The sequence below is a fragment of the Neobacillus sp. SM06 genome (assembly GCF_050496765.1).
In the GTDB taxonomy this organism is placed as follows: Bacteria; Bacillota; Bacilli; order Bacillales; family Cytobacillaceae; genus JAEVLT01.
This window is the reverse complement of record NZ_JBNWEO010000015.1, coordinates 115,648-131,981: the sequence shown is the minus strand read 5'-3', so window position 1 is coordinate 131,981 and position 16,334 is coordinate 115,648. Positions and strand designations below refer to the sequence as shown.

15 protein-coding genes and 1 other RNA gene are annotated in these 16,334 nt (G+C 41.0%); 5 read left to right on the top strand and 11 right to left on the bottom strand.

The annotated features are described in order from the left end of the window. Nucleotides 1–207: 207 nt before the first annotated feature. Genes ACQYAD_RS10185 through ACQYAD_RS10165 form a run of 5 tightly spaced genes read left to right on the top strand, consistent with a single transcriptional unit; the run spans nucleotide 208 to nucleotide 2,946 of the window. On the top strand, nucleotides 208–900 hold the full coding sequence (locus tag ACQYAD_RS10185) for a Crp/Fnr family transcriptional regulator (protein WP_430237858.1): 693 nt from the start codon (nucleotides 208–210) through the stop codon (nucleotides 898–900). A 26-nt stretch (nucleotides 901–926) separates the two neighbouring features. Then, the gene (locus ACQYAD_RS10180) at nucleotides 927–1,163 is read left to right on the top strand and encodes a DUF2249 domain-containing protein (protein WP_430237855.1); all 237 of its coding nucleotides are present in this window, start codon (nucleotides 927–929) and stop codon (nucleotides 1,161–1,163) included. 6 nt (nucleotides 1,164–1,169) lie between these two features. Continuing rightward, nucleotides 1,170–1,376 carry a DUF2249 domain-containing protein gene (locus tag ACQYAD_RS10175; protein WP_430237852.1) on the top strand — a complete coding sequence of 69 codons (207 nt, stop codon included), beginning with the start codon at nucleotides 1,170–1,172 and terminating at the stop codon, nucleotides 1,374–1,376. Between the two features lie 12 nt (nucleotides 1,377–1,388). Beyond that, the gene (locus ACQYAD_RS10170; protein ID WP_430237850.1) at nucleotides 1,389–2,633 is read left to right on the top strand and encodes a hypothetical protein; all 1,245 of its coding nucleotides are present in this window, start codon (nucleotides 1,389–1,391) and stop codon (nucleotides 2,631–2,633) included. Nucleotides 2,634–2,646: 13 nt separating this feature from the next. After that, on the top strand, nucleotides 2,647–2,946 hold the full coding sequence (locus tag ACQYAD_RS10165) for a metal-sulfur cluster assembly factor (protein ID WP_430237848.1): 300 nt from the start codon (nucleotides 2,647–2,649) through the stop codon (nucleotides 2,944–2,946). A 33-nt stretch (nucleotides 2,947–2,979) separates the two neighbouring features. Here the strand turns inward: ACQYAD_RS10165 and ACQYAD_RS10160 are convergent, their stop codons facing one another. The 11 genes from ACQYAD_RS10160 to ACQYAD_RS10110 form a co-directional block, all read right to left on the bottom strand. Then, nucleotides 2,980–4,923: an ATP-dependent DNA helicase gene (locus tag ACQYAD_RS10160; RefSeq protein WP_430237847.1), complete on the bottom strand. Its 1,944-nt coding sequence runs from the start codon at nucleotides 4,921–4,923 to the stop codon at nucleotides 2,980–2,982. Nucleotides 4,924–4,986: 63 nt separating this feature from the next. Further along, nucleotides 4,987–5,811 carry a metal ABC transporter permease gene (locus ACQYAD_RS10155; RefSeq protein WP_430237846.1) on the bottom strand — a complete coding sequence of 275 codons (825 nt, stop codon included), beginning with the start codon at nucleotides 5,809–5,811 and terminating at the stop codon, nucleotides 4,987–4,989. 16 nt (nucleotides 5,812–5,827) lie between these two features. After that, nucleotides 5,828–6,682, bottom strand: coding sequence for a metal ABC transporter ATP-binding protein (locus tag ACQYAD_RS10150; protein WP_430237845.1), 855 nt, complete (start codon nucleotides 6,680–6,682; stop codon nucleotides 5,828–5,830). Next, entirely contained in the window at nucleotides 6,672–7,568 is an 897-nt protein-coding gene (locus ACQYAD_RS10145) for a metal ABC transporter solute-binding protein, Zn/Mn family (protein WP_430237844.1), read from the bottom strand. The genes ACQYAD_RS10150 and ACQYAD_RS10145 overlap by 11 nt, the downstream gene beginning before the upstream one ends. Nucleotides 7,569–9,094: 1,526 nt before the next feature. Beyond that, nucleotides 9,095–10,252, bottom strand: a complete 1,158-nt coding sequence (locus ACQYAD_RS10140) for a THUMP domain-containing class I SAM-dependent RNA methyltransferase (protein ID WP_430237843.1) — start codon at nucleotides 10,250–10,252, stop codon at nucleotides 9,095–9,097. Between the two features lie 137 nt (nucleotides 10,253–10,389). Next, an RNA gene (gene rnpB / locus ACQYAD_RS10135) (RNase P RNA component class B) lies at nucleotides 10,390–10,780 on the bottom strand. 81 nt (nucleotides 10,781–10,861) lie between these two features. Next, nucleotides 10,862–11,164, bottom strand: coding sequence for a cell division regulator GpsB (gene gpsB / locus ACQYAD_RS10130; RefSeq protein WP_430238775.1), 303 nt, complete (start codon nucleotides 11,162–11,164; stop codon nucleotides 10,862–10,864). Nucleotides 11,165–11,312: 148 nt separating this feature from the next. Next, nucleotides 11,313–11,873 (bottom strand): DUF1273 domain-containing protein, encoded by a 561-nt coding sequence (locus ACQYAD_RS10125; protein ID WP_430237841.1) that lies wholly within the window; start codon nucleotides 11,871–11,873, stop codon nucleotides 11,313–11,315. Between the two features lie 118 nt (nucleotides 11,874–11,991). Continuing rightward, entirely contained in the window at nucleotides 11,992–12,249 is a 258-nt protein-coding gene (locus ACQYAD_RS10120; protein ID WP_430237839.1) for a CotD family spore coat protein, read from the bottom strand. A gap of 363 nt (nucleotides 12,250–12,612) precedes the next feature. Continuing rightward, nucleotides 12,613–13,887, bottom strand: coding sequence for a ribonuclease H-like domain-containing protein (locus ACQYAD_RS10115; protein WP_430237837.1), 1,275 nt, complete (start codon nucleotides 13,885–13,887; stop codon nucleotides 12,613–12,615). Next, a complete protein-coding gene (locus ACQYAD_RS10110; RefSeq protein ID WP_430237836.1) occupies nucleotides 13,871–16,171 on the bottom strand; it encodes a DEAD/DEAH box helicase in 2,301 nt (766 codons plus the stop codon). The genes ACQYAD_RS10115 and ACQYAD_RS10110 overlap by 17 nt, the downstream gene beginning before the upstream one ends. Nucleotides 16,172–16,334 lie beyond the last annotated feature (163 nt).

The window sequence follows — 16,334 nt, the reverse complement described above, 5'->3', positions numbered from 1 at the left end:
CATTCCATATTGTACCGTTCAAGGAAAAAGCATTAAGTGAAACTCCTCATTCCATTACTGTGATTTTTCTCATATCAATGAGAATGATTTTCAAAAAAATTCATTTCTATGATGGAGGTCACTTATTTAGAAAAACAACACTGGTAAAATAGCAGATATAGAAAATTCTTGGATAAATTTTTCGTATTGGAGAAGGTGATTAACTTAATGGAGCAAAGAGATATCCGAAAAAGGCTCGCGGCGGTGCCTTTGTTTAAAGAGTTATCGGCCGAGGAATTGGAGCCGATAATCGAAATTGCTCAAGTCCGCTTTTATAAGCATAAGATGTATGTATTTATGCAGGATGATCCCCTTGATCGGGTGTTTTTTATCCATACTGGAAAGATCAAAATCTATAAAACCGATTTTTCCGGAAAAGAACAGATTGTCTCCGTGCTTGAACCCGGGGAAATGTTCCCGCATGCCGGTTTTTTCCGGCAAGGAAAATTCCCGGCACACGCTGAGGTTACCGAAGATGCAACCTTAATTGTTATACCGATTGATCAGTTTGAGGAGATCTTAATTTCCTATCCTGAACTGTGTATTAAATTGTTTAAAGTATTGGGTGAGAAAATTGTTGATTTGCAAGGCAGGCTGGAAGCACAGATTCTTCATAATACGTATGAACAAATTATTTTGCTTTTGATTAGACTTTGCAAATCAAATGGGGAAAAAACCGGGCAATTGTATCAGTTAACGACACAGTTCACGAACCGGGAGCTCGCCAATATGATTGGCACGTCTCGTGAAACAGTGAGCAGGACAATTAACCATTTGAAAAAGAAACAATTTATTTCACAAAATGAAAATGGTTGCTACTTAATCGATCAAGAAGCACTGAAGCAAGAATTATTTTATTAATTAACTCAAAAGAGGAGATGGAATAAATGGAATCAAAAACAATTGAACTTGATGTGCGCGAAGATTTAAACAATAAGCTGGAGCCTTTTCAAAAAATTATGGATGCCATCTCAGGGCTAGGAGAAAATGACGTATTTGTTTTGCATGCCACTTTTAAACCCGTCCCATTATTTGCAGTTATGAAGGCAAAAGGTTTTACACATGAGGCAGAAGAATTGGAAAAAAAGCATTGGAAGATCACATTCACGAAGAAAGGAAAGTGACGCAATATGATATTGGATAACCGCGGGTTGGAACCGCCGCAGCCAATGATGCGAACCCTTGCCGCCCTTGAGGATTTAGAACCGGGTGAGACCTTAACGATCATTAATGACCGCCGGCCGATGTTCCTTTATGAACAGCTTGAGGAGCTTGGGTTGAAGCATCGAACAGAACCGCAAAATGATGGAAGTTTCAAGATTGAGATCTTCCGGTAAGCAGGTGGTAACATGATACAGCAAAATCTTAGCAGTGAAACAAATATTAAACTTCCATTTTCTTTTATCTTTTTCAGTTTGCTAGCACTCATCATCTCCCAAATTATCCTATTGGGTGACGGAAAGCTGATGGTTCAAGGAAGTTTTGAAAATCCTGCTATCTGGTCTGCTGCTCACTTCCTTATATTGGGATGGGCACTCATGATTGCAATGGGAGCAATGTACCAGCTTGTCCCTGTTGCATTTTTAACTAAAATTTGGAATGAACGCTTCGGTTTTGTGCAATTTTTTACGATGGCAATTGGGGTCATTTCCTTTGCCGCCATGCTTTATTGGTCGCCGCAGAAGGCATTTATCCCGGGAATCATCGCCTTGATAGGAATTTTAATGTTCTTGCTGCAGATGTTTATGACCTTAAAAAAGCAGGCAAAGCCAACTATTCTTACTGCCTTTGTCGGCTCGGCACTTGTTAGCTTGCTCGTAACCATTTTCTTGGGGCTCAACTTAATTTATTTCTTTAAAACAGGCATGGGCGGGGAAAGCCATGAGGCAATTTTTAAAAGCCATATGTTAATGGGCATAACCGGCTGGTTTACATTACTGATTTTCGGGTTTTCCTATAAAATGGTGCCGATGTTTTCATTATCACATGGCTTCTCAATGATCCAGGCAAGATATGTTTACGGATTTTACGTTTCCGGCCTTTTGGTTACGCTTGCCGCCCTATTTAGCGGAAGCCCGATCCTTTTGAAACTCGGTTTCTTTTTAATGCTGTTGGGTTTTACAACATTTAGTTGGCATGTAAAAATCATCTTGAAAAAAAGACTGAAAAAAAAGCTGGATAAACCATTCCGCTTTTCGATTGCAGCTATAGGGTTTGGGAATGTCATCCATTTACTTGCCTTTTTATTGTTGTGGACAAATTATGTTTCCGATTTTTTAGGTCCACTGATTTATGCCTATTTAATGTTATGGATTGTGCTTAGCATTCTTGGCTATTTGTATAAAATTGTGCCTTTCCTTTGGTGGACCCATAAATACAGCAGCAATATAGGCAAAAAATCTGTCCCAACACTTAAAGAAATGATCAATGAGAAAACTATTTTGCCTTTGTTCGGCGTATTCATCGGGTCAGCCATTCTCGTTTTCTTTGCCTTAAGTTTAAAACTTTCGCTGCTGTTTACGATCGGTCAGATCATCATTGCGGTCGTATTTATTACAATGGCGCTCAATATTATCAGTGTGATCAAAAAATAGTGAGGTGTTTATCATGGAATTACTCGAAAAAATCAGAGATGAATTAAAAACGGTTTACGATCCAGAGCTAAATATCAATGTCATTGATCTTGGTTTGATTTACAATATTGAAATCAGCAATGATGCGGACGTTGAGATCACAATGACTTTAACAACTCCAGGCTGCCCGCTGCATGATAGCATTGAAAGAGGCGTACGTTACCGGATTGAAGGTCTTGAAGAAGTAAGAAGCGTTGATGTTCACCTCGTCTGGGAACCGGCATGGACACCAGAAAGAATGACCCCAGAAGGATTAAAACAGTTGCGCGGATAAACTTTTAAATGAAGAAAAGCCCTGGCAATTTAGCTAGGGCTTTTCTTCATTTTCCGGTGCGGTTGGCAGTATTTCAATAATGGACTTTTCCAGCATTGGATCAATATCGATATCCAATAAAATATGCACTTCTCCATAATCTTCTTCACTGCGAATTAAGCGCCCGATTCCTTGCCGCAAACGAAGCAGCATGTAAGGAAGCTCAACTTCTGCAAACGGATTACGAACCCCTTCCCGCTTTGCAGTAAATACTGGATCATTTGGAGGAAAAGGCAAAGAAAAAATCAGCACATTTTCCAGTGAACGGCCCGGGATATCAAGTCCTTCCCATAAATTCATGGCAACCAAAACAGCGTGTTCATCATTTTGGAATTTGGAGACAAGTGTACTAATTTCCGCATCTCCTTCAAAATAAAGTGGATAACTTAGTCGATTGCCAAGCATTTTCTTGAGATCGGTTAATTCTTGTTTGTTCGTAACCAAAATCAATGCCCGGCCATCTGTCTGCTGAATTTGCTCCATTAAATAGTCAACTTTCCCTAAGAAATCCCCAGCGGAGAACTTGGGCAAGTAAATGCGCATTCTTTCTTCATACTGGAAGGGTGAGGCAACTGAAAAAGACAAATAATCATCAATACCTAAGCTTGAAGCAATATAGTCAAATGACTTTTGATTGGAAAGAGTTGCCGACGAAAAGATATACGGTTTCTTTTGCGAAAATACTTCATCGCGCATCACTTCTTCTACCATCTTCGGCATAATCACAAGCGTTCTTTCCGCCATTTTTTCTTCAAACCAAGTAATCCCATTGATGGTTTGCGAGAAAAGTCTTAGCGAATGAGTAATCTGTTCGATGTATTCCTCAACAATTTTCAAATCATATTCATTGATGACATAGAGCTCACTGTCAAATACTAACTCTTCTTCAAGCCGTTCTAGTTGGCTCAGCAGTTTTTTCCCCTGCTTGACGACCCGATCTGTCTTTTTAATAAATTGCTTCTCTGATCCATTTACTAAGTAAGACTGTTCCGAGAGAACGGTAAAAAACTTCTCATTTTCTATCAAGATGTCTTCAATCGTATTTAATGTTTCCTCCCGAACATCGTTTTCCAACAGCCTTGTTAGCAACGTTTCGAGTGTTTGTTCAGTAAACCGGTAGCTTAAGGCTCTCTGGCAGGCATACTCCACTAAATGCCCTTCATCAAACACAACGGCTGAATGTTCGGGCAAAAGGGGAAGCTGGCCTTCCCGTTTGCGAGAATCTTTTGTCCAAATATGCTCCATGTAAAAATCGTGGGAACAGATGATTAAGTCTTTCGCATGGCGATAGTATTCGCGATGCAATGTAAGCCCGCAGCGATGCCGCTTTTCACAAGCAAAACAATCTTGCAGAGGATCCCAGCTTATTTTCTCCCATTTTTCATCCGATAGCGCCGGATAGTCGCGGCGATCCCCATATCGTTCAAAGGTCTGCATCGACGCGCCAGAATGGACAAAATCCGGCAGCAATTGATTAATTTCATTGATCTCATTGATTTCATCTACTGTATTTGAAAGACGTTCATTGTCCAGCTTTTGCAAGCACAAATACTGCTCCCTGGATTTTGCCAGCCGAGCATCGATATCAAGACCCAATAGTTTCTCCAGCTTGGCAATATCCCCTTCCTTCTTCACCAATTGCTCAATCAGTGTCTCATCAGCACACGCGATAATTGCCGGCTGATTGGTATAACGGGCATACATAATAGCATAAAGCAAATAAGCGATCGTCTTCCCTGTTCCGACGCCTGCTTCGGCAAACATTATTTTTTTCTCTTTAAAGGCTTTTTCAAGCTGAAAAGCCATATAAATTTGTTCATCTCTTTCTTCAAATCCAGCCGTTGGCAATACATCGTAAAACAAATCGCCAACCCATTCACTTAATTTATCATAAAATGATTCTTTTTTTGAAACCGTAAACGGCAGTCGATTTTGCACAAAATCCCTCCAAAAACAATTCTCTCGGCCATCCTGTTAATGACTTTGGAATCGATTCGTTGATTAATGGTTTTTCTTTGCGAAAGGCAAGATAAAGCGATATTTTTGCCAACTGAATGCAGCAAAGTAAAAGATTGTCTCGATCAAGGTGATAAAAAAGGTAACAGGCCAGTTTGCAACATAACTTAGGAACAAGCCGAGCCAAACACCGGCAACAGAAAGAAATGCCGACAGGAAAATCATCAGCGGCAACCGGTGTGTTAAATGCCGAGCAGCCGCTGCCGGAGTAATCATTAAAGCAAATACGAGCAATGCGCCAACTATTTGGATTGTGCCTGCAACTGCAAGCGATAAAATCAATAGAAAACTTAAAGAAATCACTCGTACCGGTAACCCTCTTGCCTCTGCTCCGATTGGATCAAAAGTATCGATAACGAGCAGACGATATCCTAAAAACAAAACGAGCAGGACGATCATTGACAAAACGAGCAAAATCCAGACTTGGCTACGGCTGATACCTAAGATGCTGCCAAATAACAGACTGACCGCTGAATTGGATTGTCTTGTGGAAAGAGATAGAAATAAGAGGCCTAAGCCCATAAAAAAACTGAAAACAACACCAATTGCAACTTCTCGCTGGAAGGTTTTTAACCCTAACTGGGAAACTGCGAGAGCACTCCCAGTCGTAAATGCCAGTAAGCCAACCATCGGATCCCAGCCCATAAAAATGGACAAAGAGGCTCCGGCAAAACCAATTTCTGAAAAAGTTTGCGCAATAAACGAAAGATTTCTTGCTACGACAAAGACGCCAATTGTTCCAGCGAGTATTGCCACAAATGTCCCTGCAATAAATGCATTTTGCATAAATGGAAAAGAAAATATCTCCATACTAGCTCATTTCCTTTCAAAACGTGTCAGAATCGGGATGCACGCAAATCGAAGCGTGATCCTTTGAAGCTGCTGTTGACACAATAATTTTGCCTTCAGATCGGATCACTTCCGTTGGCATTCGATATAAACGTGATAACACTTCTGCGGTCATGACTTCATCACGGGTGCCAAGTGCGTATTCTCCATTAGCCAAGTACAAAATACGGTCGGCATATCGGGCAATTAAATTAATATCATGGCTGATAAAAATAACGGTAATTCCCAATTGCCGGCGCACATGATCCACTAATTCCACTATCCTTTCCTGGGAACCAGGATCAAGTGCAGCTGTGGGCTCATCTAAAAGCAAACATTTCGGATTTGATAATAGTGCTTGAGCCAAAAACAGACGCTGCCTTTCACCGCCTGAAAGAAGACCAATTGATTTGTGCATATAAGCCTCTGCTCCAACCAACCGAAAGATTTCCTTAATTTGCGCTCGCTCATTATTCGTTAACCATGGGCGGAGGAAACCTTTGTTTAGACCAAAGCTGACAAAATCCCATGCTTCAAGCGGTGTATCAGGATCGATCAGTCGGGATTGTGGAACGTATCCGAGCAAGGAAGATCCTCGGCCCCTCACTTCTTTCCCGCAGATGGTGATAGAGCCTTTCTCCGGTTTTAACAACCCCAACAGCATCCGAAGCAATGTTGTCTTTCCTGCTCCATTAGGACCGATTATTCCAAGCAGCTCTCCCTCAGCAACAGAAAAGGTTAGATCGCGATGGATTACTTTGTGTCCGAACGAGACCGTTACATGGGACAAATCGATCGTACACTTTTCCTTATTTGTTTTCTTCTCGGTTTTTGAAAGAACATCAGTCACCATTTAATGCCGCCTCCAATTTATTTAATACATCTGTCATCCATGAAATGTACGTTGTATTAGCCGGTTTTTGTTCAGTAACCGAAACAATTGGGACTCCATTTTCTTTTGCTAGGCGAGTCAACCGATCAACCTCTTGGCTTTTTGTATTCTTGTTATAAATCAAAAGTTTAATCTTTTTTTCTTTTATATTTTTTTCGATTGAGATAAGCTCCTCAGGAGTAGGATCGACCCCATTAAATATTGCTTGTGCAAAACCAGGTGTTTGCACGGCAAGATTTAACTTCTTTGCCATATACTCAAAAATGGTTTCCGTTGTTTCAATTGGAATTGGTGCAGACTGAACAAGCGCTGTTTCTTTTCCAATTAATGCATCCAGCTTTTTCACATAGTTTTGGGCATTTTGCTGATAAGTCTGAGCATTTTGCGGATCCATTTTTGCTAACTCATCGGCTAATGATAAAGCTAACTTGGGCATCATTTCAAGATTATACCAAACATGCGGGTTATCTCCTTTTTTTAGCTTGAGCAAATCCGTTGCTACTGCTATTTCCCGATGATTGTTTTCTTTTGAGGCAGATAGAAGCTTCTCCATCCAGGCATCATATCCTATTCCATTATAAATGACGATGGACGCTCCCGCGACTTCCCGTGCATCTTGTGGTGTAGGCGAAAAATCTTCCGGATCCATGACGCGCTCATTTAAAATGGAACGAACATTAACTTTGTCCCCTCCAACCGTTTTCGCTACCTCGCCATAGAAATTTTCGGCAGCAACAATATTCATTTTCTTTCCCTCTGCTGGCGTTGGAGCAGAAGATGAAGCACATCCAGATAAAAACCATACTAACCCGATAAGGGATAGAATATAAATAAAGCGAAATTTCACTGTAACTCCTCCTTATGTACTAATTTACATATTCTTCGTTCATTCCGGTTTTCTTAGACATATCGAAAAATCGTAATAAATACGATTTAACTCATTCATTATATAAGAAAGGACAGTAAAATGTAAATAAGAATAATTACGATTATATATTTCGCATTAAGAAAAACCGGGCAAAAACCGCCGATCCTTTTAATTTGGCGGATAAACGAGGTCTGTTGATTTCCACTCCAGGCACTCGCTTTCCGGGGGGCGTTCGCCGAGCCTCCTCGTCGCTAACGCTCCTGCGGGGTCTCGCCTGTAACGCTAATCCCCCAGGAGTCGGTGCCTTCCGCTCCAATCAACAGGATGCCCTAAACAAATGAACCCTAGGATTCGAAGCAATCTTTTGCTAGAGGACATCGGATAGTTTGTACACTACGCCATGTACTCCTTTGCGAAACATTTCTTTCCTTATTTCCATTGCTTTGGCAATGATGAAATACGCATTATCCCTTGTACTCTTACAACATAAGCACTTTGATCAGGCCATCGGGTCTTTACCAGTTTGGTCCTTTATTCCTTAGCTCCAAACTCTCTTTTGAAACTCGTTATTTGATAACTGTAATACCAAGAAGGAAGCGTCAGCCGTACTTACAATGGTGACGACGGATATGCCACCACTTTTGTATATCTTATGCTGGTCATGAAACGCTAAAGGCTGAGGAAGCTCCGTTAAAAAAATGTTTCACAGAACAAGTAAGTCGGTTATTCAAAATGGTGATGCATGCCAGATTGAAATCGTTGAAGTTTGGAAACCATATACCTCATTTAAGACACATTTTTAACCTAAACCATGCAAGTTAATAGCCTGAAAAACCTGATACATGCCTTTTTGGCAATCCAAAAAATATATTATCGTAGAAATTTGATAAAGATTCGCTATCATTTTACTTCTGGTCGATTCCGCTCACTTTTTGGATTGGAGCGGAAGGCGGCGAAGACTCCTCGAAAATGCTATCGCCTTTCCTTCGTGCGGTGATGATTCAAGAAGCTTATTCAATGTCCTGCGGGAGTAAGGGGCAGGGGAGACCCCGCAGGCGCCAAAGCGCTGAGGAGGCTCCCCGGCACGCCCGCGGAAAGCGAAGCCGCCTGAAGCGGAAATCAAACAGTCAACCACGAAACACCCTAGTTATGGAATAAATTCCTTGCATGTTTACTTTTCATGTCACAGAGTCATGATTTTGGTCAAAAAGATTCGTTTCAGAATATTAGACTTCATGTCTTACTTTTCCGGCAATCGTTAAAAAGGGGCAACATATAAATTCTGATATTATAAATGAAAACTCGCCGACTGGCGAGTCCTTTGGACGAAGACAGAGGCGTAGTTGAATTTACCACGCTCGTATACCTGCCACATCCTGTGGCACTCGCCTGACTAGGACGCCCTGTCCATCGTCCGTTCAGAATTTATCCATATAAATTTTGATTAGCTAAAAAATGATTTTTGAAAAAAACGTTGGCGAAGAATGCACAACGTTTTACATCAATTACTCCTTATTCTCTTCCGCGCCGATACGCGGAGGCCTTTTACCCCAATACTGATAATAATCTGTACGAATAAATCCATTAAACAACTTTCTTTTCTTTGTTGCCGGCTTCCCATATAGTTGTTCAAAATTTTCATTTGATGTCAGCATATAGATCGACCATGTATCCAATTTGGCAAATGCTTGCCCCATTTCTTGATACATTTGCTCGACTGCTTTTTTCTCGCCAAGTCTTTCACCATATGGGGGGTTTCCAACAATAACACCATATTGCTTTGCCGTTGTGAAATCCTGAACACGCATTTGTTTAAACTGTATGATTCCTCCAAACCCTGCTTCAAACGCATTTTCCTGAGCCATTTTTACCATGCGGTGGTCGATGTCGGTTCCAGTTATGTCCAGTTCTTGGTCGTAGTTGGCAAGACTTTCAGCTTCATTTCGGACATCATCCCAAACTTGGCCTGGTATCCAGCCCCACGTTTCTGAAACGAAATCGCGGTTAAAGCCTGGTGCGATATTTTGACCAATCATCGCTGCCTCAATCGGGATGGTTCCAGAACCGCAAAACGGATCAACAAATGGAAATTCCGGCTTCCAATTTGTCAATTGAACTAAAGCGGCCGCAAGCGTTTCCTTTAACGGAGCTTCTCCCTGATCCGTCCGATAGCCCCGCTTATGAAGTCCTTGACCACTTGTATCAAGCGTAATGGTTGCAACATCTTTTAATAAAGCAACCTCGATCCGAAATAAGGCACCATTTTCTTCAAACCTGCTATTGCGCTTATACTGTTTTTTCATCCGTTCGACGATTGCTTTTTTTACAATTGCCTGGCAGTCAGATACACTAAAAAGTTTTGACTTTACCGATTTCCCGCTAACAGGGAATTCTGCATCTTCCGGTAAATACTTCTCCCATGGTAATGCCTTCGTTTTTTCAAATAGTTCATCAAAAGTATATGCCTTAAATTCGCCTACTTTAATCTTTACTCGATCTGCTGTGCGAAGCCACAGGTTGCTGCGCGCAATGGCGTATTCATCACCCTCAAATGATATTCTCCCATTCTCCACTTCGCATTCATATCCGAGCGAACGGACTTCCTTTGCGACAAGCGCTTCAAGTCCCATCGCCGCCGTAGCGATCAATTGATATTTTCCCATATTTTCACCCTTAGCAAGTTTATGTATAATTCTTTTGCATCTTTCCTATTATACCGGATAGAGAAGCAAATAAAAAAACCCTCCGCCTATGGGAGAGCCCTTTTTAAGCACATTTTCAAATCATCACTTGAACAGCGTTCTGTAAGCCATGTTCTGTACCTTTGTACTCCAAACGATTTTCATCTCGTACTCAGGTGGTAACCATCTATCTACAGATTCTGAATGAATCTGTCTTTCTCCTTGTTGATTTCCTCAGAGAAAGCGCCCCTACCATAATTTGGGTTTCTCGCTCGCGGGGTTTACCTCGTTCCACCCTTTTCATTTCTGAAAAGGCTACGTCACTGTGGCACTTTAAAAGGTATCATGCCATATCTTTAGAAGACTTAGGCATTTTCCTTGCCGTCAGCCGGGATGATGGCCGGCTGCCCTAGCTTATGAATTCACTAGGCACGAACACTACGGGCATCTCAGCCCGTGCGAGCATGGACTTTCCTCTGCATCAAATTGATGCAGCGATTACCCGAACGCTATTATTGAATACATTCTCTATTATATGTATTCGATTCAAATCAAGCAATGGTAAATTATTGTTAAAAAAACAATCAATGATTAATCATACAATTTGTTGCCAAATACATGTTTTTCCAAATTCGAAAGCCGCTTTAAAATATCAAAATTGGTTGTTCCTGCCGGCTGGGCAACTGGCTGCCTTCTGGCTGTTTCTTCCAACTGCTTGCGAAGGCGAAGGTTTTCCTGCTGCAGTTCTTCAATTTCCTGGTGAAATGTTTCATAATCTTTAATAATTAGATCGAGAAATTTATCCACATCTTCTTGTTTGTAGCCACGGACACCTGTTTTAAACTCTTTTTCTAAAATGTCTTTTGCTGTTAGTTTCACTTTATCAGACAGCATTTCATTCACCTCAGTATTTCACCCGTCATTTCCTATTATTATTTCTAAAATAACTGCTTTTGTCAATTTTTACGGTACGAATTCCATTTTACGGACTTGCAAGCCAATTCCATTATATGTAGCATTTTGGCAGACTTTCCAAAAAAATTTATGGATTCCAATGATTCGATGCATCTTCTTCAATTAAATCTTGCAAATCAGCGAATGTGATTAAATGGATTGGATATTCTTGATGTGTTTGATAATTTTGCGCCATTTCGTATAAATATTTCGGGCTGCCTTCCTTATCATGATCATAAACGAGGAGAAGCGTATCGCTTTTTTCAATAAAAAACTGGTTTTTCAGGCGAAATTGCCATGGCTTTTCATAGCTTTTCTTGGTAATGGAATCAACGAAGTCAGCTTGTGCAAGCACCGATTCATACCATTCCTTGTTCGCGTCATTCCAATTCTCTTCCTGACCTAAAAACGGGGTAAGAACAGCCAGTTTAAGGTTGGGATAATCCGTTTGAATTGCAAACACCGCTTCCGCCCCCCACAATTCAACCCCTAATTTCCCGCTGATCAGCACCCATTCCAGACCATTATCGATCATCCTTAATAGCTCCTTTTGAATCGCTTTTTTAATATACGCAGCAGAAGGATGATCTTTTTGAAAAATGCCAATTTCATAAGGTTTGTACCCCGATAATGCGATCACTTTATACACTTGTCCTTCTCCCCATGGTAAAAAATTTTTAAAAATGGACAAACATTTTCCATGTAAAAGCATAACATATTGTATAGAAAAGAAAACAAGGGCCAATAGCCCTTGTAAAAGTTTTAAATCAATAAGGCATAGGCCCGAATCCTGGTCCTGCCGGTGGCATCATTCCTGGTGCACAACAATTGTACTGCTGGTTGCACACCTCATTTTCGCATGAATAGGTTTGCGGACAATAGTGTTTATGCTGATACAGATGGTGATTAATGGTTGTTGTGTGTGTTGGATGGATGTGCGGTACCACAGTTGTTGAAAAAGTGTGGTTCACATTGAATTTTGTCGGATGAATGACTGGCGGCATATAATTTGTTCCAAGATACATTTTTAGCTCCCCTTTCCTCTGTACTGTTTACATTAACAGCCTATGTAAGAGGGGATATTCTTGTACTAATGAAAATACCTATTTTTTTATAGAATCGAATAGAAGCTGTCTTTCAAGCTAGTAAACATCACGGCAGTCAAACAAACGACAACAAAAAACAAATACAAGATTGCTTTATACATAGAACCAGCCCCATATTTTATAGTTGTTACGTCAATACAGATTCTTATTTTACGCTGTTCTGACTGTACAGACAATATGGAAATTCTGGTTTTTTGGTAAAATAATATGAACAATTTGTTACAAAAAGTAGAAGCTTGTTGAATGTTGGCATAAACAATGAAAATATAGCGAAATTTGCGGTTACCCGGGAAATTTCTTTCTTTTATTTTCAAGGCGGCTTATTCGTGTTTGAAGCGCTTTCTGAAATTTCAAGCCCTTTTTCCGGTCACGATAGGCCATTTTTTTTAGCAGTTCCCCTGCTTTTAAACTATAATCCAAGGCCAATGAGTAATTTCTATATCGATGCTCCAAAATCTTGGCTGCTTCAATACAAGCTTCTGCCACATCTTCTCCGTCCATTTCACTTGCAAGCTCTTTAAATAATTCAAGAGCCAGATCCCATTTTTGCTGTTTTTTGTGCTGCATGGCAAGCTCGAATTTGGCGCGTTGTGAGCTCCAATCTGTGCCGTCTGAAAGTTTGTTAAACACTTTTTCCGCCTCACTGCTGTCACCTAAATGAGCAAACCAGCGGCCGACTTCGAATGTCTCTCTCCTCGTTTGCTTCGTATCGTAACCAAATATTTGGAATGTTAAATGAGCATACAATGTGACAAGCGACAAAATATCGATTTCATTGTGTTTCAAAATGCCAAGCATTCCGTCAGGCTGCCTGCTCTCTACAAAATCAAAATAGATCATTGGCGCCAAAAAGCCTGGTACATCATCGACCCTTTCTACGCCTAAAATTTCCTTTTCTACAACGGATAATTTCAATCGTTCCAGCTTGTGTTTCCAGAGCCTTCGAGCAGCATGATACAAATCGAAATGACCAAACTGCGGGAGCTTTGGAACATGGTCCCTAACAAGGGTATGACGCGTTTTTACTTGGGGCCAGTCAAAAGATTTCCCATTGTATGTAACAAGCGTTTTGTAATTGATGCTTTCCAAAAAACTTTGATAGAGCGGCACCTCTGCACCCGGATTGGCAAGAATATGCTGCCTGAGGATCAGCTGATCGCCCGATACGCTGGCATACCCAAGCAAAAAAATGGTGTTGCCAACTCCACCGCCAAGGCCAGTTGTTTCTGTGTCAAAGAAAAACAACTCTTCTGGCAAATACTCTTTGGCAGATAACGGATGCTCAATTGAATGAGCATTCCACATTTCAACGGCCTTCAGAAAGTCTCTGAAACAATAATTTCCATGCTGCTGATCCAGAGGATAAGTTGTTTCCCGAACAAGACAGTAATTGTTGTCAAAGAAAAAGGGATACACATTCTCCTTTTCCCAGTGGTCCTGGTATGGAATTTGACCAGCCATACTCGTTTGATTCGTTTTAACTTTCTCATCTTCTTTTGCCACTGGGTTTGCGGAGAGATGCGGTTTTAATCTGGCTAACTTATTTTTCAGCGACATCTTGCTTCTCCTCGCTAGTTTGTAAAAAAATCTGAATCATTTTAAGGGCATCGTCTTTGGCCGTTTCACTTGCAATTTCAGCTCCAATACACGATGGGCAACCGTGTTCGCATTGGCACTGATGCATCATTTTCTTTGTCTCTTCAAGAATTTCGGCCATTCCTTCAAATATTTTTTCGCTCAGGCCAACGCCGCCAGGATATCGGTCATAAAAGAATATCGTTGGTTTTTCATTATGGTCTGCTTTTACCTGAGGAATAACGTGAAGATCTTGCGGGTCGGCCATAACAAACAGGGGCGCAATATGGTTAAGGGCATGAGCTGCACCAATAAGCCCTTGTTCCAAACGTTCCGCTGAAAATTCTTTTAACGTTTTGTCGAGTGAAATCCAAGCAGCATTTGTATGGAGTTCTTCCTCTGGCAAATGGATTGGACCAGAACCGATATTTTCATGGGTTTCAAATTTAATCTTTTTAAAGATCGTTGCCATTGCCCGAACACTTACATCCCCATAACCGATCTCCGTTGCCTTCATTGTATTTTGCCGATCAATTTCCAGTACTCTCAACTGAACTGCCAGATTGGCATCTGTGTAATAGTCCACACTTACTTCCCGGACATAGGCCTTTTTTTCTTCCCAATCCAGATTTTCCACTTGAAATTGAACGCCTTGGTGTAAATAGATTGCTTCTTCATGAAGGAGGGTCATGGCAGAAAAGCGATCCATTTCACCGATCACTTTTACTTTTCCTCTATTCGTTTGGTCGATAATGACAATATTCTCCTGCGATGCAGAACGAAGGCTAATAGTATGCGCTGGAAAAGAATCGTTCATCCAATACCATTTGTCTCTATTTTGATAAAGGACACGCTCTTCCACTAAATAGTCAAGCAGCTCTTCTGTCTCAACAGAGCCAAACTGTTCATTTTTTTTAAATGGAAGTTCATATGCCGCACATTTCATATGATCAAGTAAGATGATTAAATTATCAGGATTGATCCGTGCTGTTTCCGGACTGTTATGAAAAAAATAATCAGGATTTTGAATGATGTATTGATCAAGCGGACTGGAGCTTGCCACCATAATCACTAGCGCCTCTCCATGCCGTCTGCCAGCCCGTCCCGCTTGCTGCCATGCACTCGATATCGTTCCGGGATAACCGGTCATTATACAAACCTGCAATTGACCGATGTCGACACCTAATTCCAATGCGTTCGTGCTGACAACCCCATAAATGTCTCCATTGCGAAGTCCTTTTTCAATTTTTCTTCGCTCTGTTGGCAAATAACCGCCCCTGTAGCCCATGATCGATTTGGAACCCAATTGATTTTTCAGCAATTCCTGAAGATAGGTTAGGATGATCTCTACTCTGACTCTGCTCCTGGCAAAAACAATGGTTTGAATTTTGTTCTTTAAAAGTTCCCCGGCAATCTTGCGAACCTCCAAGGTTGCACTTCGGCGGATGTTTAGCGGCTTATTGACAACGGGCGGGTTGTAAAAAACAAAGTGTTTCCTCCCACTCGGTGCTCCATTGTTGTCTATTAAGCACATTTTCTCCTCTGTTAGCGCCTCTGCAAGCTCCAATGGATTTGCAATGGTAGCAGATGTACAAATAAAGATCGGATTGCTCCCATAATAGCGGCAAATTCGTTTTAATCTCCTGATTACATTTCCGACATGGCTTCCAAACACACCGCGATAAGTATGCAGCTCATCAATCACCACAAATCGCAAATTTTCAAAAAGCGAAACCCATTTCGTGTGATGCGGCAGGATCGCCGAATGAAGCATATCGGGGTTTGTAATCACAACATGGCCTGCTTTTCGAACCTTTTGGCGGATGTTCGCCGGTGTATCGCCATCATATGTATAACTATTAATCTCCATTCCGGCAGCTTGAATCAATTCGTTTATTTCACTTTTTTGATCCTGTGCCAGTGCCTTTGTAGGAAACAGATAAAGGGCTCTTGTATTCGAATCGGTTAAAATCCGCTGAAGAACTGGCAAATTATAACACAATGTTTTCCCTGATGCAGTAGGCGTCACGGCGACAATGCTTTGCCCAGCCGAAATGGTCTCGTATGCCGATTTTTGATGCGTATATAACCTTTCAATTCCTTTTCCTGTTAGTGCCCGCATCAAAAGGGGATGCAAGTTTTCCGGAAGATCATCTGTCTGCGCTTGTTTTGCTTCAATTGTTTTCCAACTGACAATATTCCTTTTGTATTGGTCATCTATCTTTAGCATCGCAATGAGTTCTTGTAAATCAGCTTTACCGAACATTTTTATCACCTCAATATCTTTATTTTAGCGAATAGACGTTCGCGGCGAAAGCATCTGGCTCAATTTTTTTATTTTCAATTCTTACCAGTTTCAACCATCCTGCAATATTGGCAAACAAATATTTTTCTAGATGATCCACTTTTGTTAAAATAAAGATAAACAT